The following is a 25244-nucleotide window of genomic DNA, read 5'->3' as shown; positions in this document are numbered from 1 at the left end:
TTTTACCCCTCCCTTTTTAATATGGCACTCAAGGTATCCTTCTTTTTATGAATACAATACCTGTATAAAACTCCACATATTTTGTTGGCATTATATATGGATGTTTTATTTTTTCTATCATTATTTTTTGCACTTTTAGTACATTATCGTTATGCATTACAACGCAACCATGAGATCTTCTTAAATCCTCATTTGTAGTTCCAGAATGTATTAATATCCCATCTCTATTTACTTTATAAATATCATAAGCATAGCCATATAATGGATACCATAATCTAAAAAGCCCTCCTGGACCATAATCTTTCACATTATTTTTTAATATCCCTGATTCATATGAAGCGATATATATACCTATTGGAGTGTCTCCATCTTCCATAGCCTGACTTTTCTGTGTTTCAACGTCATGTTGTCCATGCCCCCTAACCTTACATGAAAACAACATATTGCCTGTATTATCATATAATTTAAATATTCCTGGATTTTCTCTGTTATCAGGAAGTTCAACTTCAACGAAGAAATAAAATTCTTCGTTAACATTATCAAGGAGTTTTTTTATTGCCTCTCTGTTTATAATTTCTGAATTTATATTATTTTCTTTCATAAAATTTTTAAAACTACTAAAGAAATTTTCATCAAGCTCATTGTTTATAATGTAATCTGTCCCTTTTCCTTTATAGAATAGATATCGTGAATATAAATATTTTAACCTCCATACATCTGATCCTTTATCTTTTAAGTTTAGCTCACGATAGAAAGGTTCATATATATTAAATCCCGCTATTTCCTTTTTAAAACCAAATGTTTCTTTTTTATCATAAAAATATTCATTCATTGTAATCCCCTCTTTTAAAGTATTATATTTTTGTATAAATCTTCATAGCTTTCTCTTTTTCTTATTAATTTTATTTCTTCATTTTCGGTAATAAGAACTTCTGCAGGTTTTAAGGTTGAATTGTAGTTATTAGACATTGAAAAGCCATATGCACCTGCGTTTTTAAAGTAAACAAGAGAATTTTCTTCTGGTATTGGCAGCTCTTTATCCCATAATAACTTATCTCCACTTTCGCATAATGGTCCAACTATGTCTATTTTAGCTTTTTTGCCTGTTGGATTTAAGAATACCGGTTCATGATATGCATTGTATAACACCGGTCTTATTAATAGATTCATTCCACCGTTAGTTACAACAAATACCTTATCAATTCCCTGTTTCACGCGTGTAATATTGAGCAATAATATTCCTGATGGCCCCATTATATATCTTCCCAATTCCAGTATTACTTCATCATAATATTTTAAGATCGGAATAACTTTTTCTTTGTATTCATTTAAATTAATTTCTTTTCCATCATAATTTATTCCCCAGCCTCCGCCTATGTTTATTTTTTTGAAATTATATTTTTTTGAAATTTCCAATCCGATTTTAAACGCATCTATAAATGGTGAAATTTCAGTAATTTGAGATCCTATATGAAAATGTATTCCTTTTATTCTATTATCGTTATATTTGTTCATAAATTCTTCCAGTTTAACAGCTGGAATACCAAATTTATTTTTCTTTAAACCTGTGGAAATATGCGGATGTGTTTTGGCGTCAACATCTGGATTAACTCTTAAAAAGAATTCAATATTTTCTGTTTTAATGTTTTTCCATAATTCCATTTCTTCAAAGGAATCTATATTTACATACTTTATCTTATCTTTTAGAAATTTCATATCTTCTTTGCTTTTGCCATTTCCATTCCATACTATTTTTTCTTTTGGAACTCCTGCTATTTCTGCTCCTTTATATTCACCAACTGTAACTATATCTGCCCCAAAACCAGATTCGTACATAATTTTAATTAAAGCAGGATTATTGTTTGCTTTTAATGCAAATGTTGGTATAAGGTTTATTCCTTCAAAGATTTCCTTAACATTTTTAATGCGATTTTTTATTTCCTTTTCAAAATATACATAAACAGGCGTTCCATATTCACTTTCAATCTTTTTTAATATTTCTTCCATGTTAGCCCTCCCGAAATTTAAAAAGTATTATATAAATAGTTAATTATGTCATTCTCAAAAATTTTTCCATAAGTTTTTTCATAAACATAATTATTTTCAAATAATGAAAAAATAAATTTTCTCCCTTTTTTGGTAATCAGTAATCCAGTTAATCCTGAAACACCTGTTAAGGTCCCGGTTTTTCCCCATACATCAAAATTAAATCTATTTTCCAGTGTTCCATAACTTTTGGTATATGCAAGAATGTTTAAAAATCTATCCCCGTATTTTTCCAGCATATATTCAAATACTTTTACTGCTGTTAATGGTGAAATCAGATTGTATCTTGATAATCCTGCTCCATCTGTAATTACATAATCTTCTTCATATTCGAGACCAAGATTCTTATATAATTCTTCTTTTAAAACTTCTATACTTTTTTCAATTTCGCCCTTGCCATATTTTTTTACAGATAACATTCTAAAGAACATTTCTGCAATATAATTATCACTGTTTTTCATCATAATTTCTGTGATTTTATCTATTTCAGCAGATTTATGAATATAAAAAGGAGTTTCTTTTTCTTCTACATTACCACTGTTAATACACTCAATTGGAAATCTATGTTTTATAAACAACGGTTTTAATAATTCCAGTAATTCTGCATAATAGTTATTTTCCGGAACAAAGTCTTTTATATTAAATGGCTTTATATAAGGATTTTCTTCATCGTTATACATCCATCCATATCCAAAAAATTCATTGTTATTAAATAGTGAATCATCTATTACTAAGGTGTCAAAAAAAACCTTTCCTGATCTTTCTTTTATTTTGTTTAAAATCATATCAAATGTCTTTAAATCAATAGTTGGATCTCCACACCCCTTTACTATAAGATCGCCATTTGTGAAATAAAATTTTGTGCTAAATATATATTCTTTTTTAAAAATTTCAAATACCGCAAATGTGGTAAATAACTTTGTCACAGAAGCAGGTGTAAAGAATTTATTCTCATTATAAGAATAAATTATTTCATTCTTTTTTAAATCTTTTACTAAAATACCACAAAATCCCTTGAATTCTTTTATCTTCTTTTCAATATAAGTCATTTGAAACCCCCAAATAATATTAATAGTTATATGATAATTTTAATTTTTATTTAAAAGAAGGTTAATTAAATCTCCCTAAGATGATAATATCCTTATTTTATTTTTAATTCAACCTCAAAAATCTCTGAAATTTATCCAATATTTCCAATAAAAATTAAAATACTCTTACTTTCTTAAATTTTCGTATAATTTATTATTTTTTTACATTTTGTAAAGAGAAGATAAAGTTGTATAATTCAAAACTAAAAGGGGGGATTTTTTTGTGTAGAATGATTGGTTATTCATTTAAAAAAAATGAAAATATAAATTTTTTGTTTAATCATTTGAAGACTATGGCGAAGGATGGAATTAAAGCTCCTCATGATGATGGCTGGGGGATTGCAGCTTTTGTTTCTGATAAGGAAGTGGTTTTTCATAAATCCATGCAACCGGTTTTTAATGAAGATGATTTAAATATAGAATCATACCTTGGTATGATTCATGCAAGGAAAGCTTCTGATAATCTTGAAAAAACTTTTTTACAGTTGCATCCATATTTTATAAAAGATACCTTTTTTTCACATAACGGGACAATATATCTCGATAAGATAGATAATGTTTTTGGTACAGATAGCTTTGAATATTTTAAGGCTTTGTATGATTTTAACAATTTCAATGATTTAAAGGAAAAGATTAAGGAGTTTATTTCTAAAAATTCTTATTCGGGTATAAATTTCTTAATGATTAGAAATAATGAATTATATGTATTTTGTAATTATACACGCACAGAAGATTATTTTACTCTGTGGTATACAGAAAATGATACAGGGTTTATTGTTGCTTCTGAAAAAATGGATAATTCATTTATCCCTTTTGAAAATGGTATGCTGGCAAAAATAGTTAATGGAAAAATGGAAAATATTCTTTATATTTAATTAAAAAGGGTTGTTCTTTCGAACAACCCTTTTTCTTTTTATTAAAATACAGGACCAAATCCAAATGCCCATTTAAATTTATTCTCTTTATCAAATACACCTTCAAATCTAACTGGACCTATCATTGGTAAAGTAATTTTTATACCAGCGCCATATGCCCATAGAGGATCATAATTTAGATTGTCCCCAGCATTTCCTATATCAAAGAATATATATGCATCTACTGGAACTGCCTCTTTCTGTATTTGATATTGAATTTCAGCATTGTTTAAATACATGATATTTCCTTTTCTTTCTGAGAAATTATATCCTCTTACTGTATACATTCCGCCTATATAAAAATCGTATAGGTTAAAGTCATCTTTTACATATCCTGCTTTTAATCTGTCAGCAAATGTAAATTTGTATAATGTATAGAATTCTTTAAATTCTGTATATCCACCATAATAATATTCTTCTGTGTTTGATATATTTAAACCACCAAATGATTGTAATGTATAATATGTTCCATTATATGGTCTAAATGGATAGTCGAGACGTGAATATGTGTATCCCAGACCACCTGAAATCTCTTCTTTTTTGTCTATTATTAGTGAATTGTATTCTGTTTTACTATAACTTAAATTCATATTTAAATTATTAAAGCTATTAAAGCTATATGATGGAGAAAAGCCTATTGAAAATTTATTTGTTACTGTAGCTAATCCGCTTATATTCTCTTCGGGAATACCTGCATTTTCATCATATAAACCATAATTGAAGTTAACTTTCATGGATAAAGGTGTATTATTTATTTTGGTAATACCATAACCCAAATTGAATAAATATGTTTTTGAAAGAGGATTTATATTTGTTGTTATATTGTAAGATTGTCCATATCCAAGAGGATTTTTCCATTGTAATTCTAATTGACCAAAGAATCCCATATACCATGGTGCATTTTCAGGCATGGTATATGTAATACCACCTACAAATTTTCCAGGTTTGTTTTTTTCTGTAATATCAATTTTAAAGTCTATTTTGTCTTCGTGTTGAGCATACGGATATACATTTACTTTATCAAAAAACCCTGTTCCTGATAAAGCATAATATGTATCCTGAATTGCTTTTGTAGTAATAACTTTACCTGTTTTGAGTTTTATTCCTGAATTTATTAAATAGTCTTTTGTTTTCTTTTCTGGAGATACATTTATATCGATATTTCCAACTTTGTATTCCAATATTTTAATAATAAGCTCTCCATTTTCAAATGATGTATTTATATTAACAAATGGATATCCAGAATTTGTATAATATTCTTTTAATCTTTTTATTCCATTTAAAACTGTTATATTATCTACTGTTGCATTATTACTAATTCCAACTTTATTCAATTGTTCTAATAATTCAAATGTTTTTAAACTTTCATTATTTATAATTTTTATTTGTTTTATCTTTTCCGGTTTTTCTATGATTTTTTTTAATTCACCACCAATTACCAGTACAAGATCTCCTCCTGGAGTTTTTGAAATATTTGTGGCATTCATGGTTATTTGTGTTTTTTCAGAAAAGTATGGTAATTCTCTTAATTTCTGGAATATTTTTTGCATATCTTCCATTGAAGGATATGTTTCTTTTGAATCTTCCCTGAATAAGAAAAACTTATTTTCCCAATCTTTTCTAAATTCAAAACCAAATTCTTTTTTTAATTCTTTTTTATCAAGTTGAGAAATTTCATCCTTTAATTCTATATCCCAGAGATCATATTCTTTTATTACATATACCAATGTATTTTTATCTGTTTCTTTTTTGTCTATCATCGTTGATTCCAATGTCAACGAATCTGAGGAGATTTTTATATTACTTGATATCTCAATGTATGGATATCCCTGTTCATTATAATATTTCTGTATTTCTCCAAGCCCTTTTTTATATTCATTTAAATTTAAAGGTAATTCTTTTTCAGTATAAACTTTTGTGGCAATTTTGCTTAAATCCAATAATTTATCTCCAAGAACCTTAAATTCCACTTTTTTTACAACAGGATTTGTTTTGAAAGTAAAGGTTAATTCACCACTTTCTTCATCATATTTATAATTTATATATGAAAAATATGGATATTTTTTTTGAATACTTTCAATGGCCAATTTTAAGTCTATATCTCCCACTATAGAACCATCTTTAATATCATAATCACTTAATACTTTTTCAATATCTTTTTTGAGGAAATCAACATTTCCATCATATACAACTTTCTTTACATTCATAAGAGCAAAAACGTTTAAAGCTCCTATAAGAAACACAAGAATCAACAATAAGCTTTTCTTCATCTAAATACCTCCCTTTATTTCTTTTTCCAGTTCAATTATATATTTTTTTAATGTCATTATTTCTTGCGGTTTTGTTAAATCAAAGTTATCATTTATTATTTGAGAATTTAAATAATATCCTTTTTTTTCATAATATCTATAAATCTCCCAATTAAATTCATATGACATGGTTAATACATTAATCAGCATTGATGGGATATCACCTATTGGCTGGCAATCTATATTTTCGAGATTAAAATCCGCTATTACAGTTGTCCCAACGTCTTTTTTTGAGTTTATTATAAAAGTTCCATCTGTTTGTTCCAATGATTGTTTTAAAAATGCAAGTCCTAATCCAAATTTTTTCTTTCTCTGTTTTTTAGTAGTATAAAATGGATCAAGAGCCTTTTTTAATGTCTCCTGATCCATCCCTCTTCCATTATCTGAAATTGTAAATCGAAAATGATTTTTTGTTTCAATGATTATTAAATATCCTTTATTTCCTCCAGATTTAACTGCATTTTCACCAATATCCATAATATGATCTGCTATTGTTCTTAAGGTTGCCAAAGTGGTTCCACCTTTCCATTTAATAATGCTTTTTTAAATTCTTCATATGTTCTTCTTTCCGATTCTATTATACACGAAGGTATAAGCTGTTCTGGAAAATGTGCATCGGTGTTATGTATAAATCTATTAAATCCCAATTGTTTTGCCATCTGTTTTTCTTTTTCAGATTTTACTTCTACGATTTTTATATTTATATTCTCAGGAGGTAACCCAAGATTTGTTATCAAACCTGCATATCTAAATATATGCGCAGGAATAAACATACTTTCATATTTTTTAGATAGATTATAAACCTCTTCTATTGTTAAATCTGTTGAACTGCCTAAATACGGCGTCTTAATTATTTCTATTAACTCACCTTTTTCATTTGCCAATACCTGATACCCAAGTTTTTCAGGGTCATATTCTTTTATAATAAGTTTAGATTCTATTATTTTACCAAATTCTTCTGCATCATCAATTTTTTTAAAATAAACAAGTATGTGTATTTCTTCCCTGGTTGTAACTTCAATCCCGGGAATAACCTTAACATCTATTTTAGATAAAACGTTTTTATATGTTTTTATGTGTTTTGTTGTATTATGATCAGTAATTGCTATCCAGTTTAAGGTTGTTTCAGAAATTTTTTCAAGAAAAATGTCTGGAGTCATTGTAATATCAGCACATGGTGATAAAACTGTATGTATATGAAAGTTCCCATAAAATTTTGCCACTTTATCACCTGTTAATTAAGTTATATATTTCACCAGTTGTTTCGAAAATATTCTTTTTGCTTTTTAAAAGGGTTATTTGATTTTCTTTTGCCTTTTCAATTGTTTCTTCAGCAAAGTTAAATCCTTCTGGAATTATAATAACTTTCGCTCCAACAATAGAAGCAACAGCTATTATATTAGGATGTGTTTGATGGGTAAGCCATATGCTTTCTTCTGGCGCATTTCTCATTATTTCGCTTAATAAGTCACCTATATATCCATTCTTCACTTCTGTTTCTTCATCATGAACATATATTTTTTCTATATATTCTCTTTTTAATATATCTTTTATTTTCATAAAATCACCCCTATTTAAAGAATAACATTTCTATTATTACCCCTTTTCCACTTTCTGATATTATTGTCATTTTATCAGAAAATCTTTTCATGTTTGGAAGACCCATTCCTGCACCAAATCCCTGCGCTCTTACTTCTTCTGTTGCTGTTGAATATCCTTCTTGCATTGCCAGTTCAACATTTTCTATTCCTTTTCCATAATCTTTTATAAGCAATCTTATACTATCTTCAAGCTCCCAACAATATATTTCACCATATGATTCAGAATGTATTACAACATTTGCCTCTGCTTCATATGTAGCTATGGAAATTTTTCTCACTAATTTTTCATCTATTCCTTTTTTCTTTAAAAATGATTTAAGTCTTGTTGCTCCTATTCCTATTTTTGTGATATCATTATAATCTATTTTAAATTCAAAAGACGCCGTTTTATTCTGTAATATATCTCCTGTAAGTTTGGATATATATTCTTCCCTGTTAAGAACCTTTTCACGTCTCTGATCATGTACGTATATACTTCCTAACTTACCAAATAACCATGTTATTACATCATATTTGGTAATTATCCCAACAACCTTCCCTTCATTGTTTAAAACAGGATATCGACCATATTTATGGCTTTGTGATAATTCAACAAATTTTGATAATGTATCCTCTTCATTTATTGTTACTACACTTTTTGTCATCCATTTTAATACAAAATCTGATAAGTTTCCTTTTTCAAGAACTTTTATTATATCTTCAATGCTAATTATCCCAACAAGTTTTAACCCTTTTTTTACAACAGGTAATCCGGATATTTTCTTTATTTTCATAATATCCTTTACCTGTCTTATTGATGTTTCAGGAGTTACTACTATAGCCGGTGATGTCATTATTTCACCTATTTTGGTGTTTGAAAATATTTGCAATAATTTTTCAACTAATTCCGTTGGTTCGCCGGGCATTATAAACTCTCCTCATCTGTTTTCATTGCATCTTTTATTCCCAATTTGTATAATTTTACACAAGCATAAAACATTGAATAATCTGTTGTTAAGAGAGGTATTTCACAATCTTCTATATTTTCTAAAAATGTTTTAGGTATTGTTTTACCTCTTACAAATAATATAGCTCCTGCCTCTATTACAGAGGCAGTGGTTAATGTTTGTGGTGTTGTTAAACCAGTAACAAGCAGCATTCCCGGTGTTGAGAATGCTAAAAAGTCACTCATTAAATCTGATGCTCCTGCAAATTTTATATCTATATCTTTATAATTTTCAGGTATATGTATAAACTTCGCTTTTAGTTCTTTTGCAAGTTCTTTTAGTTTCATTTTAACAAATCCCCTCTATATTCAAATTTCATAAATGCCTCATATGTCCATGGAAGTTTTTCTTTAAATATTTTTGCAACAGCTATTGCGTATTGTTGTATTTCCCATTGAGCATGAGAATCTGCCCTTAAATTTAAGAAATTCATTAAACTTCTTGTATTTACTGTCCAGTAAAACTGCGTGTATTGTCCAACAGGCAAAACCATTCTTGCCATTTCCCTTGCAACACCTAATTCCATTAATTTATTATATGCATTATATGTTTCTTCATATATTTTTTGTATTATATCCAGAGCTTCTCTGGTTAAATTTTCATCTTCAATTTTATTTGAACCCTGTTTATTTTTTGTATCCTGAACTCTGATATGGTCAGGAATATAAAATTCTTCTGCATATTTTGTGGTATATCTTCTTGAGATTTCATTATAACTGCCTATTCTATGTCTCATCCATTGTCTTGCAATAAATATTGGTGTTTTTATATGAAATGTAAATACCTGATGTTCAAATGGACTGTGATGTTTGTGTTCCATTAAATAGAAAATAAGCTTTTTATCTCTTTCATCTGTAGATAACTCTTTTCCGTATGAAACACGTGCTGCTCTTACTGCAGCTCTATCGCTACCAAGCATATCAACAAGTTTTACCAATCCTTTATCTAAAATCTTAATTTCTTCCATCTTCGTTTTCCCCTTCTATTTCATTTTGAAGTTTTTCCATTTCTTTTTTTTCTTTCCATTTTTCATAGAATATTATTATCCCCAATGCCACTACAACAAAAAGAACAAGTGGCAGAACATAATTTAACATAACATGTATTTTAATTTCATTTCTCAAATCTTCTAACGCTTTTTCTGCTTCATCTGATAGTTTTCCATCTATTGTTAATGCTTTATTTAACGATATTCTTGCAAGTGTTTTGTATTTTTCTCTATCAACTTTTAACATTGCAAGAGCCCATTTTGACAATACCCTTCCATTATCAGGTATTATTTGAAGGGCTTTTTTATAATAATTCATTTTTTGTGTATATGTTTCTGATATATCACCCAGTAATTCATAACTTAAAGCAAGTATTTTGGAATTACGTGTATTTGGAATAATTATTTCTTTTAAGGTTTTTTCAGCTTTTTGTGTATCATTAAGGTAAATATAGTAATTAACTATTATAAGCATTAAATCCATTGAAGGTTCTGGCATGTCTATATATGTATGAGCTATTTCTCCAAATAATTCTTTATCTTCTTTATATTTTTCAAGATATCCAGCTATTTTTATATAAGTTTCTATTATTTTTCTATTATCCGGATATGTTTTTACACCGTTTTTTATAAGATTATATGCATCTTCTTTGTTTCCATATATTCTGGATTTAAATAAAAAATTCGATTTATAATAAATCGAAAATGGTGTGTTACCATATTTTTTTTCAATATATTCTATTTTATTTAATATTTCTTTTGCTAATTTTGGATCCCCTGTTATTTTCCATTGTTTATATTCAAATTCCAATAATAATATGTTTATAAGTGGATCATCTGGATATTTTTTTAATAATTCTTTAAATCGTTCTATTGGCTTTAATGTTGTTATTGGATTTACACCGGACATTATATCGAATATTTCTTTTTCTCTGTAGGTTAGAAGATTGTTGTATTTTGCTCTTAATTCATTTGCAGCTTTTAAATACCCGCTATAATTTTTTTCGTAATAGAGTTCAAAATATGCAAATGTTTTTACCGCTACATTTTCAGAATCCATTAATTTTGTTATATCAAATGTTTTTAAATATGTTTCAGCAATGTTTTCAGCATTTATCCCTATAACCACATACACCGTTATTAATAATAATAAGAACGCTTTTTTCATACCATCCCCCTTAACTCTCGCTGTATCCATACATTTGAATTTTATTGTCTATATTCATAAGTTTAACCTTACTAATAGGTTTTTCTGTTGTAAATTTCTTATTATTAATAGTAACTTCTACCCCAGGATATAACATCTTCCTTGCAATTACAACACCTGCATTTTTTGATTCCTCTATCGCCTTTTTTAATTCAAGAATTCTCTTTTTATTTCCTTCTATTTTTGCTTTTAATAATGTTGCTCTATCTATCATTTTTTTAGCATACATTATATTTTCATTTTTTACTTTCATCTTTTTTATTTTTGACATTATGCTGTTTAGTTGTGGAGTTATTGCTTTAAGTTCTTCAGCGTTTTTCTTTGTAATCTCAATAAGTTGTTTATATTCATTATATAATTTAGGATCAATCCCAACTTCTATTACTGTTCCAACACCCATAGGACTTCCTAAATAATATGCATCAACCATATTTAAAGCTTTTATTTCACCACCAACTATTTTGCTGTTGTAACCATCGAGTATAACCTCTTTTGCAGAAGTTACCTGACAATTTATAAGTGATTTATCTATTTCTATTTTTTCTTCAGCTTCTAAAATAGCATTTTCCGCAAATTTCGCTGTAATATTTTTTGCTTTTATAAAACCTTTATTTCCACCTTTTATTCCATTTATTTTTACATTTTTCTTAGATACAACTTTTGCAGCTTCTACTTCTCCATATATTTCTATATCTCCTTCAGCTTCAACAATAAACCCCGGTTTTACTGAGCCTCTGATTACAACTTTACCCGGGAAATTGATATTTCCTGTACTAAAATCAACATCACCATTAACTTCATATACTTCTTCTATTTCAATATGAACTGTTCCATCCATATCTTTGCTTATTCTTAATTCTCCTGATGCCATTGCTATAATATTTCCATCTTCATCTTTATCCACATTTTTTTCAAGAACGACTTTTGCTTTAGGTCCTGGTAATCCCGGTATTTCTTCGCCGGTTACATCTTTCCCGGGTTCTCCCAGCGTAGGTGGATGAATTACCCCTATCTTATCACCTAATTTTACTGTAATTATATTTTTTGCAAATTCCCTAAAGTCTATTTTTTTATTATGGGTTAAATCCTGTTTTTCCTCTGAGAGATCAAAGATTTCAACATATCCAGGTTTACCTTTTTTTGGGGGTATTGCTTCAGCAACAACTATGCTCTCGTTATAGGTTGGTTTGAGAGCCAGTTCTCTTAGAACATCATATTTAATACCATGCTTTATGCCTGCCTGTTGTAAAGCACGCAATAATTCGCCGTCTGATGAAATTCTTCCATCGTATATTAGAGTAAGATATGCTTTTAATCTGTCATCTGATATTTTTATTTTAGTTATAGCCATTTGTTAATCCCCCAGACTTTTTTCTAAAATTAGCAAATTCCCTTCCTCATTTATATCTTTCCACATCATATGGTCAAAAACCTGAGAAATTATGTGTACTCCCAATCCATGTTCCTTAATATCGTCTAAATCCCTTGATTTAACCTCTTCCAGATTTATTTTTTCTCCATAATCTCTAATATATACTTTAAAATTCTTATTTTCAATTTCAAATATTATATCGACTGTTTTTGTATTATCATAATTATAAGTATGTTCTATTACATTGGCTACAGCTTCATTTAAAGCCAATTCCATAAAGAATATCTGTTCTTCATCTTCATAATCATTAAACTTTAAAAAATACTTCATGGCTTCTCTTAAAATTTTTATATACTTCACATCGCTGTTTATAGTTATTTTCAATCTTTCCATACCTATCACCTTTAAATTACTATAAATTTTGATTTCCAATTTCCTATTTTATTTCTACCATTTTTGATCTTTAAATCTCTCGCTATATCCTTTTTTATAATGATTATTCTTGGTTTTAAATCCTTTATTATTTCAAGACCGTTTTCATATAAATATTTAGGATATAGTTCTTCAGGGATTTTCAGAAGTTCTTTGTTCATTAGATGCTCAAAATCAAAATCAAGCACTTTTTTGAGTCTTTCCTTTCTTTGTTCGTAAGACTTTTTTCTTAATTGTTCTGCTTCAATTAATGAAAATTCACATCCACAATATTGTTGCCTGTATATATTATTAGCCTTACAAAATTTTGCTCCCTCTGAAATAGCATTGTTTGATCTAAAATTATTGTAATAGAACATTATATTATACTTGTTGGCCAGTTCATTACCTATTCTTTTTATTTCATCATGGCTTTTTCGGGGGCTTGACAGCAATGTTGTGGAAAATATTTTATATCCTTTTTCTTTTGCAAGTTGAGCTGTTTTTTCCATCCTTTGATACATGCATTTATAGCATCTTTCTTTTTCATTTTTTACATCAACATTTTTCATTAATTCTAAAAATTCTTCATGATTATATTCGCTTTTTAATTCTTTAAATTTCCACATTTTTTTTAATTGTTTAAATGCTTCATATCTTTTTATGTATTCTTTTTCAGGATATATATTGGGATTATAAAAAAAAGTATCGTATTCGATATTTTCTTCTTTTAATCTTTTATGCGCAAGAACAAGATCCGGGGCACAACATACATGTAATAGAATTTTATTCAAACTCTACAACCCCCTTTAATTTGTTTATCTGGCTATTTGTAAGTCCTATATTTTTTAAGTCTTCTTCATTTCTTATTTTTGTGTATTTTCTGTATTCTATAATTTTTCCGGCACTTACCGGTCCTATTCCCGGTATTTCAATTAATTCTTCATATGTAATATTATTTATATTTTTTTTCTCTTTTTTCTTTAAAATGATTTTGCTTTTTGAAAGATATACGTATTTCCTTATTTTTTCATATGTTTTTTCACCTATTCCTTTTATTTTCATTAAATCTTTTACTGATGAAAAACCATATTTTTCTCTGTATTGAATTATTTTTTTTGCTGTTTTAGGACCTATTCCTGGAATTTTTGTTAATTGTGTTTCACTCGCTGTATATAAATCTATTTTTATTTCACCGTTTAATTCTTCTGTTCTTTTATTCCCAGTTTGAATATAAAATATTCCCCCAAATATTGTTAAAAAGAATATAAGACTTATGATAAAAATTGTTTTGCTATTCCTGAACACCATTCTCACCTATTAATGTAAAACTCTTTAAAAATCTATCTTTTACACTTATACCTGTTAATTGTTTTATTTTTTCATCATCTATGCTTTCAAGATAATTTTTGGCAAGGGTTATATCAGGAAATAATCCTGCACAAATTGCAAAATAACTTTTCCCACTGTTTTTAAAATGCCCTTTGTAAACAAAAACAGGAATTCCAGCATTCCTTAATGTTAATGTCGTGAAAAATGCATCTTCTTCTTTTAAATATAATCTCATTTGAACTGTAAATACTTTTTGAATATTATCGTTATTTTTGTTTTTTATGCTAAAATCTTCCGAATATACTGAATATAGGTTTGTTGCTATATTGGTGATAAAATATTCTTTATTGAATTCAAGGTTAGATACACTTTTTCTGAAAGCTTCTTCATAATTCATTAATTTTAATCCACCAAATGTATTATCTTCGAAACTACTTTTTGCTTTTTTTACAAGATAAAAATAATCTATTTTCTGATTTTCATAGATTCCTTTTGGTTTTATATTTAAAAATTTTTCTATTTCTTCTATATTTAATTCGTAGTTCATATTATTTTCTATTTTTTTATTTCTTCCATTACTGGAAATTATATCTTTATCTTTTAATTCATAAATTTTTAATTCGAGATTTTTTATTTTGTATTTTAGATATATTGTATACGAAGTAAGCAATGCGACAAATGTTGGTAATAATATAACCATTATTGTTATAAATATAAGAGCATAATTTTTTTGTTTTTTTATCACAAAAATCCACCTCTAAAATGGTTCTTGATTTCTTTTAAAACTATATTAAGTTCATCATATGTGGTTTTATAATTTATTATTCTTCCTGAGGATGTAAATAAAACAAACTCATTGTTGAAATTTGCTTCGTCAAAATTAAGATATTCTATATTTTTGTATTGTATATCAAAATTCTCTATTAATTCCTTTTTTATTTCTTCAAATAATTCATATTCTAAAAATCCAAAATACCATGACATGTATAACTCTATTAAAAAGCTCAATCCAAAAATATCAAGAAAATTTCTATTAATACCTGTTTTTTTATTATAAAATAATTTAATTATATTTTCCCCCGGAAAAACTTTTGACTCATTTTCTATATAATATACCCATTGTTTCAGAGAATAATATATAAACTCCTCCAGATCTATATCGGAAAAGTTTAATTTTGAATAATTTAGAGCTATTTTAGATATTCTGGAATTTAAAACCCTTCCCAATAGATAAGGAATAACAAATCCTTTTTTTAGTTCCTGCGGAGATAAGCTTTCAAAAAAGGTTGTATCTATTATTATTGCATCAGGATATCCTTTCTGCACTAAAAAATCCTTTTTCCAGTTAAAATTTAAATAATATTTTCCTCTTAACGGTGGCATTATTGCTGATTGTAATGTTGAAGGAAAATATATATATTCATTTCTTCTTTCAAAGCTTTCCATGGTATATCCAAGTAAATCTATTACGCTATATCCTCCTACTATCACAACATTTTTTATATTTTTATCAGATAATTTCATTATTAAAGACAGATATTTATCAAAACTCTTCAAATTTTCATTACCTATTACAGAAATGCTGTTAGAAAGATTTAATTCATCTATGAGTTTTATTTTTTTATCATATATAATGATATTACTTTTCTTGACGTTTATATATTCTTTGTATTTCCCCTTTTTTATTATTATTGGAATACTTTTTCCTGTGCCAGGGTTATAATAAATACTTTTCAACATTTCCACCTCATGTTTTTAATCCGTCCATAAATCTGGTTATAACTTTTTCATTTATATTTATATTAAAACCACCTTCGTGTACAATTAATTTTGGTACATTTAAATACGAGAGCATATTTCCCATTTCTTTATAATCCTCTTCTTTTAAGTTAAATGTGGTATCTGGATCTTCATAATGTGTATTTGTTCCAAAAGAGATTATAAGAAAATCTGGATCAAAATCATCTATTTCCAGCAATGCTTTTTCAAGCACTCTTAAATATACTCTTCCATTTATTTCATCTTTTAATGGAAAATTTATATTATATCCTTTTCCTTCACCTTCACCAATTTCCCATTCATAACCCGAAGTATACGGATAATGGTTTGAAGGATTTCCATGTATACTTATTGTTAATACAGTATTGTCTTCATAGAAGATTTCCTGAGTTCCATTGCCATGATAGAAATCCAGATCAAGTATTGCCACGTATATATCTCCGTTTTTTTGAAGATATCTTGCTGCCAATGCTGCATTATTGAAGTATGAATATCTTCCACAATGGGCAATACCTGCATGATGCCCCATTGGCCTTGAAAGTGTATATACAAGTTCTTCGTCTTCTAAAAGATAAGATGCGCCTGTTAGTGCACATTTTGCACTAATCCAGGCCATCTCAAATGTATTTTTGCTTATTGGTGTAATTGAATCCATACACATGTCATATCCAACTACTGTTGAAAAATATTCCTGATTTTCATTTAAAGTATATTGTTTTTCTTTAAGCCAGCTTACATAATCCGAAGAATGCACAAAGTATAAATAGGATCTTGAAAAATCCCTTGTACTTTTAATGATGTTGCCATATTTTAATTGAATTACTTCTTTTATTACTTCAACTCTTCCTGGTTTATCTTTATTATCTACTATTTCAAATCCATTAAATTCATTTTTGGGAGAATAAAATACATGACGGGGATCATAGATTACTTTCATAAGTTTTCCTCCATTTCGGATATAAGGTTTATCCTTCTTTCGTGTCTCCCTCCTTCAAAATCTGTTGATAAGAATGTATCTACTGTCCATTCTGCCAGTTCAAAACCCATTGTTCTTCCACCAAGAACCAATACGTTTGCATTATTATGTTGTCTTGCTAGTTCTGCCATTTTTGGATAGTATGCAAGTGTAGCTCTAATCCCTTTTACTTTGTTAGCTGCTATAGACATTCCTAAACCTGTTCCACACATTAGTATACCATAATCAACTTCATTATTTACAACCTTATCACAAACTTTTTTTGCATATACAGGATAATCCACTCTTTCTTCTGTTTCCGGTCCCATATCAATTACTTCAATACCTTTTTTTGATAAATATTCTTTTAAATGTTCTTTCATTTTAAATGCTGCATGATCAGAACCTATAGCTATTTTCATCTAAAATCACCTCACTAATTTTTATTGTTCCTATTATTTCAAGATTTTCATTTACAATTAGAATAAAATCGCTACTAAAATCTTTATATTTTTCAACTACAAAAACATTATAAAAATTATTGATTTTTCTTATTGTTAAACTACTTATAGTTTTAAGGTAAAATGGTGTGGAATAAAGTTTTAATTTATTTTCAGCAATTTCTCCATGAACTTCTATAAATCCACTTTTTTCGTTCTTTAATATATTTATTCCTCTTGATTTTCCTGATAATTCTATATATCCTTTTTTTTCAAGGGATTTTAATTGAGAATATACCGTCGATACGCTTTTTAAATTTAAATATTCCGCTATTTCCCTCATCGACGGTGGATATCCCTTTACATTAATATAAAAATTGATATATTCATATATTCTCTTCTGTTTCTCCGTTAATCCTTTCATAATCACACGTCAAATATTACCCTGATTTTTTTGCTTTCTTCATCAATTATTTTTGGATATGCTACAGCTTTAATTTCAATGTCAGAATTTATTTTATATATTTTTGAATATGAAATTTTTATAATTTCATTATCAGTTTCTATTTTTGAGGGAAATTCCCCTTCCATTATCGCTCTTAAAAATTCATTCCCAAGGTCAAATAATATATCATCTATTTCTTTTTCGCTGATAGTATATTCATTTTCTCTATTTATTCCTTCGACAACTGGACTATAGATTTTATTTAATACTTCAACGAAATCTTCTAATATTTCTTTTATATCTTCACCAGAAATTTCATACATAATATCTGCTGGATGTTCTAATTCTTTATTCATCTTCTATCACCACTGCTGCATCTGCTACTATATCTTCTTTGTCAAGCCTTATTGCTCTTACACCTATGGCATATCTACTTAATGAGGAAATTGTTGACACCTCTTCTCTTATAGCCTTTCCAAGCTTGGTAAATACTATTACATGACTTTCATCTGTAACTGCAAGTGCTTTTACTATATCACCTATTCTACTTGTTTCTTTCACACATTTTAATCCTACACCACCACGATTTTGAAGCCTGAAATCTTTAAAATCTACTCGTTTGGCAAATCCATATTTTGTAATTAGAAGAAGACTTTTTTCATTATCAACCATTACTGCATTTACCACTTCATCATTTTCCCTTAATTTTATGGATCTTACACCTGCAGCACTTCTTCCCATAGGTCTTACATCACTAACCCTGAATCTTAAACTCATCCCTTTTGCACTTATTACAAGAACTTCATCCTTTTCTTCTACAATAAGCGCATCTACCACTGTATCATCTTCTTTTATTGTAATTGCTTTTAATCCATTTCTTCTTATATTAGAAAATTCTTCAAGCGCTGTTCTTTTTACCGTTCCTTTTTTTGTAAAGAGCATTATATATTTATTTTCTATATCTTTTTTGTTTTCAATTGGAATTATTGTTTTTATCTTTTCATCATTTTCAAGATATAGATATGTGCTTATATGCTTTCCTTTTGTATCTTTGCTGCTTTTTTCTATTTTATATGCATTTAACTCAAAAGCCTTTCCTTTTGAGGTGATAAATAACAATTTTGAGAGACTATTTGTCTGTAATACCTGAATAATAAAATCATTATCTGATTTTTTTATAGCCTTAGCACCTTTTCCGCCACGATTTTGAACTTTATATTCACTGCTTTTCATTGCTTTTATGTATCCCCATTGGGTTAAGACAATTACAAGATCTTCTTCTTCAATGTTGTCTGATTCTTCTATTTTGGCCCCAGAATTTGTTATTACCGTTCTTCTTTCATCACCAAATTTTAGTTTTATTTCCTCTGTTTCTTCTTTTATTATTTCCATTAATTTTTCTCTGTTGTTTAATATTTCAAGTGCGATTTTTATTTTTTCTGTTAATTCAGCATATTCTTTTTCCAATTTCTGTCCTTCTAACTTAGAAAGGCTTATTAATCGCATATCAACAATAGCATTTGCCTGTTCTTTTGTTACATTAATTATTTCCATTAAGCTATTTATTGCTTCTTCTCTTCCTTCGGACTGTCTGATTATTTCAATTACCGCTTCAATTCCTTCTGAAGCTTTCATTAAACCTTCTACAATGTGTGATCTTTTTCTTGCTTTATCAAGTTCAAATTGAGTTCTTCTTGTAATTACATCTACCCTGTGATTAATAAATGCCTGAAGTATTTCCTTTAAATTCATTACCCTTGGTTTTCTGTTATCTATAACAGTCATCTGAACAGGGAATGAAATCTGCATTTGTGTATGCTTTAATAACTGATTTACAACTCTCTGTGGATTTACATTTTTCTTTAACTCTATTACAACTCTTATTCCTTCTTTATCTGATTCATCTCTAATATTTCTTATTCCTACATCTTTTTTATTTTCCTTTTGCTTTGTAACATAATTTGCTATTTGAGTTATAAGATCAGCTTTTGAAACACCATATGGTATTTCTTTTATAACTATGCTCATTCCATTTTTGTTTTCTTCAAATTCGTACTTTGATCTTATATGGAATGTTCCTCTTCCTGTTTCATATATATCTTTTAATTTATCTCCATCAACAATAATACCACCAGTAGGAAGATCAGGTCCTTTAATAAATTTCATAAGTTCTTCAACTGATGCATCTGGATTATCTATAAGATATTTAATTCCTTCTGCAAGCTCTGTAAGGTTATGTGAAGGGATATTAGTTGCCATTCCAACAGCAATACCGTTTACACCATTCATTAGCAAGTTTGGTAATCTTGTTGGCAATACCCATGGTTCCTTTAATGAACCATCAAAGTTGTCCATCATTTCAACGGTATTTTTATCTATATCCATTAACATATATTCTGCAAGTTCATGCATTTTAGCTTCGGTATACCTCATTGCTGCAGCAGGGTCTTTATCTATTGACCCAAAGTTTCCCTGCCCTATTACAAGCGGATATCTAAGGCTAAATGGCTGCGCCATTCTTACAAGAGCATCATATATTGCAGCATCACCATGTGGATGATATTTACCCATAACTTCTCCAACAATACGGGCACATTTTTTATATGCTGCATTATGTTTTAAATTCAATTCATCCATAGAATATAATATTCTTCTTTGAACAGGTTTAAGGCCATCCCTGACATCCGGGATAGCCCTGCTTGTAATAACACTGAGAGAGTATAACAAATATGACTCTTTTAACTCTTCTTCAAAGGATTTATTTAAAATTTCGCTCATTTATTGCTTACCTCCTGGTTTTTACGATATTTTTGCTCCCGGTTCTATATCTTCATCTGTTGTTAAGAGGGTTAATTTATCCCCTATTTTTGCTGCCAATAACATTCCATTTGATTCAATTCCCATTAATTTTGCTGGTTTTAAATTAGCAACAACTATTATTTTCTTTCCTACAAGATTTTCAGGTTCATAATAATTCGCAATACCTGCTACAATCTGCCTTTTACCTAATTCTCCAAGATCAAGCTGTAATTTTACAAGCTTTCTTGATTTTTTTACTTTTTCTGCTTCTAAAATTTTAGCTACCCTTAAATCAACCTGCGCAAAATGATTTATATCAATTAAAACATTTTCTGTTTTTTCTTCTTCTTTCTTTACTTCTTTTACTTCTGTTTTCTTTTCTTCCATTTTCTTCTCCTCCTTCATTTTTATAACTTTTTCCCATTTTTTTACATCTATTCTTTTGAATACTGGTTCTCCAATATTTACCTTTACACCGCTTTTTAATAATCCAATTTTTATATTTTCATCTTTTATGTATTCTTCTACATTTTCAATACCTAATTTACCAAGTATTTTCAATGCTGTATCTGGCATTACAGGTGAAATTAATAATGCAATTATTCTAATTGAATCCATGAGGTTATACATTACAGTACCAAGCCTTGATTTTTTGCTTTCGTCTTTTCCAAGTAACCATGGTTCTGTAAGATCTATGTATTTATTTGTAAATCTTACCAATTCCCATAAACTTTCAAGCGCATTGGTGAATAAGTATTTATCCATGTAATTTTCGTATTTTTCCACTGTTGAGTTAATGAGATCTTTAAGTTGATTGTCAACTTCCTCCGTTTCACCGATTTCCGGTATAACTCCATCAAAGTATTTATTAACCATGGATAATGTTCTATGAACAAGATTACTTAAATCATTTACAAGATCAGAATTGTATCTTGTAATTAAATTATCTTCTGAAAAATCTCCATCTTTTCCAAATACAATGTCTCTTAATAAATAGTATCTTATTACATCATTTCCATATGCTTCAACAAGAATTCTTGGATCAATTGCATTTCCAAGAGATTTTGATATTTTCTGTCCATTTACAGTAAGCCAGCCATGAGCAAATATTTTTTTAGGTAGAGGCAATCCTACTGACATTAACATTGCCGGCCAGATTAATGAATGGAATCTATTGATTTCTTTTCCAATTAAATGTAAATCAGCAGGCCAATATTTTTCAAATTTTTCCATATTTTCCGGATAGCCCAATGCACTTACATAATTAATTAATGCATCTACCCATACATAAATTACATGTTTTGGATCATCTGGCATTGGAACGCCCCAATTAAATGTGGTTCTTGTGATACTTAAATCTTTAAGACCGCTTTCAAGTATTTTAAGCATTTCATTTTTTCTAAATTCAGGTTCAAGAAAATCTGGATTCTCTTCAAAATGCTTTTTTAACGGTTCATTGTATTTTGATAATTTAAAGAAATAATTTTCTTCTTCAACCCAATTTACTTCTCTTCCACATGAAGGACATACTTTTTTGCCGTCTTTTTCTTCAATTTCATCTTCTGTCCAGTATGTTTCACATGGAACACAATACCAACCTTCGTATTTTCCTTTGTATATGTCACCATTTTCAAGCATTTTTTTCACAAAAAATTGAACTGTTTTCATATGTTGCTCGTCTGTTGTTCTTACAAAGTAATCATTGGTGATTTTTAAATCTTTCCATAATGTTTTAAATTTTCCCGATAATTCATCACATAATTCCTGTGGTGAAATCCCTTTAGCTCTTGCTGCCTGAAGGATTTTTTGACCGTGTTCATCTGTTCCTGTTAAATAAAATACATCGAATCCTCTCATTCTTTTATATCTTGAAATTATATCTCCTACTATTGTGGTATAACTTGATCCTATATGCGGTTCTGCATTTACATAATATATAGGCGTTGTTACATAGAATTTTTTCAATTTAATCCCTCCTAAAAAAGTTTTTTGTCAGTTATACGTATTATATCACTTTATAATTAAGAAGATTTTAAATTTTTCAGCAAATTATTTTTCGAATTTTCGTAATATAAACGTTATCTTTTTATTCAAGATTATATGTTAAAATTAAGGAAAATCAAAAATAATCGATTTAAGGAGGTTATACATGATGCGAATGTCAAAATATTACGCACCAACATTAAAAGAAGTTCCAAATGACGTTGAAATAAAAAGTCATGAATTGTTAATTAGAGGAGGTTTTATAAGAAAAACAGCTTCTGGGGTATATACATACTTACCTTTAGGAACAAAGGTATTGAAAAAGATAGAAAATATTGTAAGGGAAGAAATGGAAAAAATCGGCTCTCAGGAAATATTAATGCCTATAATACAACCTGCTGAAATATGGCAGCAAAGCGGAAGATGGGATGACTATGGACCAGAAATGATGAAGTTAAAAGATAGACATAATAGGGATTTTACATTAGGTCCTACACATGAAGAGATGATAACTACAATAGTAAAAAATGAATTGAGATCATATAAACAATTGCCAATTTCATTATTCCAGATTGCTAACAAATACAGAGATGAAATAAGACCACGTTTTGGAGTTTTAAGAGCAAGGGAATTTATAATGAAAGATGCATATTCTTTCCATAATTCAGAAGAATCACTCGATGAAACATACGAAGATTTTTACAGGGCCTATGAAAATATTTTAAAAAGACTTGGTGTGGATTATAGAGTAGTTGAAGCAGATACAGGTGCAATTGGTGGAAATAAATCCCACGAATTCCAGGTATTGGCAGAATACGGAGAAAGCACTATATATTATTGTGATTGCGGATATTACGCAACAGATGAAAAAGCAGAATCAAAACTTACATTTGAAGTAGAAAATGAAGAAGAAAAAGAAATTAAAAAGGTTTCAACACCTGATGTAAAAACAATTGATGATGTTGCAAACTTCCTTAACTCTTCAAAAGAGAAGATTATAAAATCCCTTTTATTTAAAGGAAGAGATGGTTGGGTACTCGCTTTGATTCGCGGCGATTATGATCTTAACATTGCAAAATTAAGAGGATTATTAAAGGATCAAACACTTGAAATGGGAGCACCTGAAGAAATAAAAGCGGAATTTGGTGTGGAAACTGGATTTATTGGTCCTGTTGGAATTAAAAAAGATAATTTGAAAATTGTTGGCGATTTAAGCATTAAAGGTATAAAAAATGGTATCACAGGTGGCATGGAAAAGGATACACATTATGTTAATGTGAATCTCAATAGAGATTTTAATGTGGACATTTTTGCTGATATTAGAATGGTTAAAAAAGGAGAACCTTGTCCAAAGTGCGGAAAACCTTTAAAAGAAGCAAAGGGAATTGAAGTTGGACAGGTATTTAAATTGGGAACAAAATATTCTGAAAAACTTAACGCCTATTATACAGATGAAGACGGTAGATCAAAACCATTTATTATGGGTTGTTACGGTTGGGGTGTTTCAAGAACTTTAGGTGCTATTGTTGAACAATTACACGACGATTATGGCATGTTATGGCCAAGAAGTATTGCTCCATTTGAAATTGTTATTATACCTGTTTCAATGAAAAAACCAGAGCTTGTAGAGAAAGCGGAAGAAATTTATAATCTTTTAAAGGATAAATACGATGTATTATACGACGATAGAGATGCATCACCAGGATTTAAATTTAAAGATGCAGACTTAATAGGTATTCCAATGAAGGTTGTATTGGGTAAAAAGATGAAAGACGGTAAGGTTGAAGTGAAGTTAAGATATGAAAAGAATGCTGAAGAGGTTGAAATTACAGAATCTTTCGATAAATTATTAGAAATCATTGATAAAAAATTAAAGGAATACGACCCAAAAATTTACCTTAACAGTATTGACAAAGAATAATCTTCATGTTATAATAATGATTGTGCGTCGGAGAGGTGGCCGAGCGGCCGAAGGCGCTTGCCTGCTAAGCAAGTGTGGGGGTAACTCCACCGTGGGTTCGAATCCCACCCTCTCCGCCATTTTTTTTACCAATTTTTATAGTTTTTACAAATGTGCCCGTAGCTCAATTGGATAGAGCATTGGACTGCGGATCCAAAGGTTGCTGGTTCAAATCCAGTCGGGCACGCCAAAACTCCCTCATTTTTGAGGGAGTTTTTATCTTTTATGATGAAAAAAAGTTTTCTCGAATACTTCGAACGTTTCTCTACAAAAGTCTTTTCGAAAAATAGAAATAATAACATTTGCTCAGGAAAGTGAAATTTTTTATAATTGAGAAAAATAATGTGAATGAAAACTAAGAATTTCCCGCAGCGGGGATTACAGGATAGTTGGAAAAAATAAAAGCGAGTGAAGGCTCGCAGAGTGTCCAAGGTAAAATTACAAACGATTGAAAAAATAAAAGTGAATGAATACTCGCAGAGCACCCGAAAAAAACTGCTAATGAAGAGATGTAAAAGAAAATAGAAATAATAATATGAGCGAAAACTTGAAAATTCCCGAAAAAATTCGAAGTGGAGCCGGACAAAATCACACGGATGTGATTTTGAGTGAAGACGAACAAGGACGTG

25 protein-coding genes and 2 tRNA genes are annotated in these 25244 nt (G+C 28.8%); 4 read left to right on the top strand and 23 right to left on the bottom strand.

Features of this window, described 5'->3' with window-relative positions; translation table 11 throughout:
* Window positions 1–28 precede the first annotated feature (28 nt).
* From MARPI_RS09685 to MARPI_RS09675, 3 genes are read right to left on the bottom strand one after another with little or no spacing between them, the layout of a single operon-like run.
* On the bottom strand, window positions 29–832 hold the full coding sequence (locus MARPI_RS09685) for a L,D-transpeptidase (protein WP_014297412.1): 804 nt from the start codon (window positions 830–832) through the stop codon (window positions 29–31).
* 14 nt (window positions 833–846) lie between these two features.
* The gene (lysA, locus tag MARPI_RS09680; RefSeq protein ID WP_014297411.1) at window positions 847–2007 is read right to left on the bottom strand and encodes a diaminopimelate decarboxylase; all 1161 of its coding nucleotides are present in this window, start codon (window positions 2005–2007) and stop codon (window positions 847–849) included.
* Between the two features lie 17 nt (window positions 2008–2024).
* Window positions 2025–3095, bottom strand: coding sequence for a D-alanyl-D-alanine carboxypeptidase/D-alanyl-D-alanine-endopeptidase (locus MARPI_RS09675; protein WP_014297410.1), 1071 nt, complete (start codon window positions 3093–3095; stop codon window positions 2025–2027).
* A gap of 269 nt (window positions 3096–3364) precedes the next feature.
* Here MARPI_RS09675 and MARPI_RS09670 point away from each other — a divergent pair, with 269 nt between their 5' ends.
* On the top strand, window positions 3365–4009 hold the full coding sequence (locus MARPI_RS09670; RefSeq protein ID WP_232223937.1) for a class II glutamine amidotransferase: 645 nt from the start codon (window positions 3365–3367) through the stop codon (window positions 4007–4009).
* Window positions 4010–4050: 41 nt separating this feature from the next.
* Here the strand turns inward: MARPI_RS09670 and MARPI_RS09665 are convergent, their stop codons facing one another.
* The 20 genes from MARPI_RS09665 to metG are packed head-to-tail and all read right to left on the bottom strand — an operon-like array spanning window position 4051 to window position 22637.
* Complete coding sequence (locus tag MARPI_RS09665; protein ID WP_014297408.1) at window positions 4051–6318, bottom strand: BamA/OMP85 family outer membrane protein; 2268 nt, start codon at window positions 6316–6318, stop codon at window positions 4051–4053.
* Window positions 6319–6867, bottom strand: coding sequence for an ATP-binding protein (locus MARPI_RS09660; RefSeq protein ID WP_014297407.1), 549 nt, complete (start codon window positions 6865–6867; stop codon window positions 6319–6321). It abuts the gene before it with no gap.
* A complete protein-coding gene (locus tag MARPI_RS09655; protein WP_014297406.1) occupies window positions 6855–7580 on the bottom strand; it encodes a PHP domain-containing protein in 726 nt (241 codons plus the stop codon). The genes MARPI_RS09660 and MARPI_RS09655 overlap by 13 nt, the downstream gene beginning before the upstream one ends.
* A 4-nt stretch (window positions 7581–7584) precedes the next feature.
* A complete protein-coding gene (locus MARPI_RS09650) occupies window positions 7585–7917 on the bottom strand; it encodes a hypothetical protein (RefSeq protein ID WP_014297405.1) in 333 nt (110 codons plus the stop codon).
* A gap of 10 nt (window positions 7918–7927) precedes the next feature.
* On the bottom strand, window positions 7928–8863 hold the full coding sequence (locus MARPI_RS09645; RefSeq protein ID WP_014297404.1) for a CBS domain-containing protein: 936 nt from the start codon (window positions 8861–8863) through the stop codon (window positions 7928–7930).
* Window positions 8863–9231 carry a DRTGG domain-containing protein gene (locus tag MARPI_RS09640; protein WP_014297403.1) on the bottom strand — a complete coding sequence of 123 codons (369 nt, stop codon included), beginning with the start codon at window positions 9229–9231 and terminating at the stop codon, window positions 8863–8865. Before MARPI_RS09640 ends, MARPI_RS09645 begins: the two co-directional genes overlap by 1 nt.
* Window positions 9228–9911: an FAD-dependent thymidylate synthase gene (thyX, locus tag MARPI_RS09635; RefSeq protein ID WP_014297402.1), complete on the bottom strand. Its 684-nt coding sequence runs from the start codon at window positions 9909–9911 to the stop codon at window positions 9228–9230. The genes MARPI_RS09640 and thyX overlap by 4 nt, the downstream gene beginning before the upstream one ends.
* A complete protein-coding gene (locus tag MARPI_RS09630; protein ID WP_014297401.1) occupies window positions 9898–11100 on the bottom strand; it encodes a tetratricopeptide repeat protein in 1203 nt (400 codons plus the stop codon). The genes thyX and MARPI_RS09630 overlap by 14 nt, the downstream gene beginning before the upstream one ends.
* 10 nt (window positions 11101–11110) lie before the next feature.
* A complete protein-coding gene (locus MARPI_RS09625) occupies window positions 11111–12490 on the bottom strand; it encodes a DUF342 domain-containing protein (RefSeq protein WP_014297400.1) in 1380 nt (459 codons plus the stop codon).
* Between the two features lie 3 nt (window positions 12491–12493).
* Complete coding sequence (locus MARPI_RS09620) at window positions 12494–12904, bottom strand: ATP-binding protein (RefSeq protein ID WP_014297399.1); 411 nt, start codon at window positions 12902–12904, stop codon at window positions 12494–12496.
* An 11-nt stretch (window positions 12905–12915) separates the two neighbouring features.
* A complete protein-coding gene (locus MARPI_RS09615; RefSeq protein WP_014297398.1) occupies window positions 12916–13716 on the bottom strand; it encodes an epoxyqueuosine reductase QueH in 801 nt (266 codons plus the stop codon).
* Window positions 13709–14230, bottom strand: coding sequence for a ComEA family DNA-binding protein (locus tag MARPI_RS10855; protein WP_050899167.1), 522 nt, complete (start codon window positions 14228–14230; stop codon window positions 13709–13711). The genes MARPI_RS09615 and MARPI_RS10855 overlap by 8 nt, the downstream gene beginning before the upstream one ends.
* Window positions 14217–14999 (bottom strand): hypothetical protein, encoded by a 783-nt coding sequence (locus MARPI_RS09605; protein WP_014297396.1) that lies wholly within the window; start codon window positions 14997–14999, stop codon window positions 14217–14219. The genes MARPI_RS10855 and MARPI_RS09605 overlap by 14 nt, the downstream gene beginning before the upstream one ends.
* Window positions 14996–15994: a dehydroquinate synthase/iron-containing alcohol dehydrogenase family protein gene (locus MARPI_RS09600; RefSeq protein WP_014297395.1), complete on the bottom strand. Its 999-nt coding sequence runs from the start codon at window positions 15992–15994 to the stop codon at window positions 14996–14998. The genes MARPI_RS09605 and MARPI_RS09600 overlap by 4 nt, the downstream gene beginning before the upstream one ends.
* A 7-nt stretch (window positions 15995–16001) precedes the next feature.
* The gene (locus tag MARPI_RS09595; RefSeq protein WP_014297394.1) at window positions 16002–16970 is read right to left on the bottom strand and encodes a histone deacetylase family protein; all 969 of its coding nucleotides are present in this window, start codon (window positions 16968–16970) and stop codon (window positions 16002–16004) included.
* Complete coding sequence (gene rpiB, locus MARPI_RS09590) at window positions 16967–17410, bottom strand: ribose 5-phosphate isomerase B (RefSeq protein ID WP_014297393.1); 444 nt, start codon at window positions 17408–17410, stop codon at window positions 16967–16969. The genes MARPI_RS09595 and rpiB overlap by 4 nt, the downstream gene beginning before the upstream one ends.
* Window positions 17388–17852 carry a LexA family protein gene (locus MARPI_RS10975; RefSeq protein ID WP_075780755.1) on the bottom strand — a complete coding sequence of 155 codons (465 nt, stop codon included), beginning with the start codon at window positions 17850–17852 and terminating at the stop codon, window positions 17388–17390. The genes rpiB and MARPI_RS10975 overlap by 23 nt, the downstream gene beginning before the upstream one ends.
* 2 nt (window positions 17853–17854) lie before the next feature.
* On the bottom strand, window positions 17855–18229 hold the full coding sequence (locus tag MARPI_RS09580; protein WP_014297391.1) for an archease: 375 nt from the start codon (window positions 18227–18229) through the stop codon (window positions 17855–17857).
* Window positions 18222–20651 carry a DNA gyrase subunit A gene (gyrA, locus tag MARPI_RS09575; protein ID WP_014297390.1) on the bottom strand — a complete coding sequence of 810 codons (2430 nt, stop codon included), beginning with the start codon at window positions 20649–20651 and terminating at the stop codon, window positions 18222–18224. Before gyrA ends, MARPI_RS09580 begins: the two co-directional genes overlap by 8 nt.
* Before the next feature lie 21 nt (window positions 20652–20672).
* Window positions 20673–22637: a methionine--tRNA ligase gene (gene metG, locus MARPI_RS09570; protein WP_014297389.1), complete on the bottom strand. Its 1965-nt coding sequence runs from the start codon at window positions 22635–22637 to the stop codon at window positions 20673–20675.
* A 187-nt stretch (window positions 22638–22824) separates the two neighbouring features.
* Between metG and MARPI_RS09565 the strand changes: the two genes are divergently transcribed.
* The 3 genes from MARPI_RS09565 to MARPI_RS09555 all read left to right on the top strand — a co-directional run bounded on the left by MARPI_RS09565 (window position 22825) and on the right by MARPI_RS09555 (window position 24805).
* On the top strand, window positions 22825–24576 hold the full coding sequence (locus tag MARPI_RS09565; protein ID WP_041639135.1) for a proline--tRNA ligase: 1752 nt from the start codon (window positions 22825–22827) through the stop codon (window positions 24574–24576).
* A gap of 29 nt (window positions 24577–24605) precedes the next feature.
* A tRNA-Ser gene (locus MARPI_RS09560) sits at window positions 24606–24695 on the top strand.
* Between the two features lie 33 nt (window positions 24696–24728).
* A tRNA-Arg gene (locus tag MARPI_RS09555) sits at window positions 24729–24805 on the top strand.
* The last annotated feature ends 439 nt before the right edge of the window (window positions 24806–25244 follow it).

It is taken from the genome of Marinitoga piezophila KA3 (genome assembly GCF_000255135.1).
In the GTDB taxonomy this organism is placed as follows: Bacteria; Thermotogota; Thermotogae; order Petrotogales; family Petrotogaceae; genus Marinitoga; species Marinitoga piezophila.
This window is presented reverse-complemented; position numbering and strand designations above follow the sequence as displayed.

Bases quoted from the DNA above. Each gene is read 5' to 3' on its own strand.
- MARPI_RS09685 (WP_014297412.1), bottom strand. From the start codon at position 832: ATGAATGAATATTTTTATGATAAAAAAGAAACATTTGGTTTTAAAAAG.
- lysA (WP_014297411.1), bottom strand. From the start codon at position 2,007: ATGGAAGAAATATTAAAAAAGATTGAAAGTGAATATGGAACGCCTGTT.
- MARPI_RS09675 (WP_014297410.1), bottom strand. From the start codon at position 3,095: ATGACTTATATTGAAAAGAAGATAAAAGAATTCAAGGGATTTTGTGGT.
- MARPI_RS09670 (WP_232223937.1), top strand. From the start codon at position 3,365: ATGATTGGTTATTCATTTAAAAAAAATGAAAATATAAATTTTTTGTTT.
- MARPI_RS09665 (WP_014297408.1), bottom strand. From the start codon at position 6,318: ATGAAGAAAAGCTTATTGTTGATTCTTGTGTTTCTTATAGGAGCTTTA.
- MARPI_RS09650 (WP_014297405.1), bottom strand. From the start codon at position 7,917: ATGAAAATAAAAGATATATTAAAAAGAGAATATATAGAAAAAATATAT.
- MARPI_RS09645 (WP_014297404.1), bottom strand. From the start codon at position 8,863: ATGCCCGGCGAACCAACGGAATTAGTTGAAAAATTATTGCAAATATTT.
- MARPI_RS09640 (WP_014297403.1), bottom strand. From the start codon at position 9,231: ATGAAACTAAAAGAACTTGCAAAAGAACTAAAAGCGAAGTTTATACAT.
- thyX (WP_014297402.1), bottom strand. From the start codon at position 9,911: ATGGAAGAAATTAAGATTTTAGATAAAGGATTGGTAAAACTTGTTGAT.
- MARPI_RS09630 (WP_014297401.1), bottom strand. From the start codon at position 11,100: ATGAAAAAAGCGTTCTTATTATTATTAATAACGGTGTATGTGGTTATA.
- MARPI_RS09625 (WP_014297400.1), bottom strand. From the start codon at position 12,490: ATGGCTATAACTAAAATAAAAATATCAGATGACAGATTAAAAGCATAT.
- MARPI_RS09620 (WP_014297399.1), bottom strand. From the start codon at position 12,904: ATGGAAAGATTGAAAATAACTATAAACAGCGATGTGAAGTATATAAAA.
- MARPI_RS09600 (WP_014297395.1), bottom strand. From the start codon at position 15,994: ATGTTGAAAAGTATTTATTATAACCCTGGCACAGGAAAAAGTATTCCA.
- MARPI_RS09595 (WP_014297394.1), bottom strand. From the start codon at position 16,970: ATGAAAGTAATCTATGATCCCCGTCATGTATTTTATTCTCCCAAAAAT.
- rpiB (WP_014297393.1), bottom strand. From the start codon at position 17,410: ATGAAAATAGCTATAGGTTCTGATCATGCAGCATTTAAAATGAAAGAA.
- MARPI_RS10975 (WP_075780755.1), bottom strand. From the start codon at position 17,852: ATGAAAGGATTAACGGAGAAACAGAAGAGAATATATGAATATATCAAT.
- MARPI_RS09580 (WP_014297391.1), bottom strand. From the start codon at position 18,229: ATGAATAAAGAATTAGAACATCCAGCAGATATTATGTATGAAATTTCT.
- gyrA (WP_014297390.1), bottom strand. From the start codon at position 20,651: ATGAGCGAAATTTTAAATAAATCCTTTGAAGAAGAGTTAAAAGAGTCA.
- MARPI_RS09565 (WP_041639135.1), top strand. From the start codon at position 22,825: ATGCGAATGTCAAAATATTACGCACCAACATTAAAAGAAGTTCCAAAT.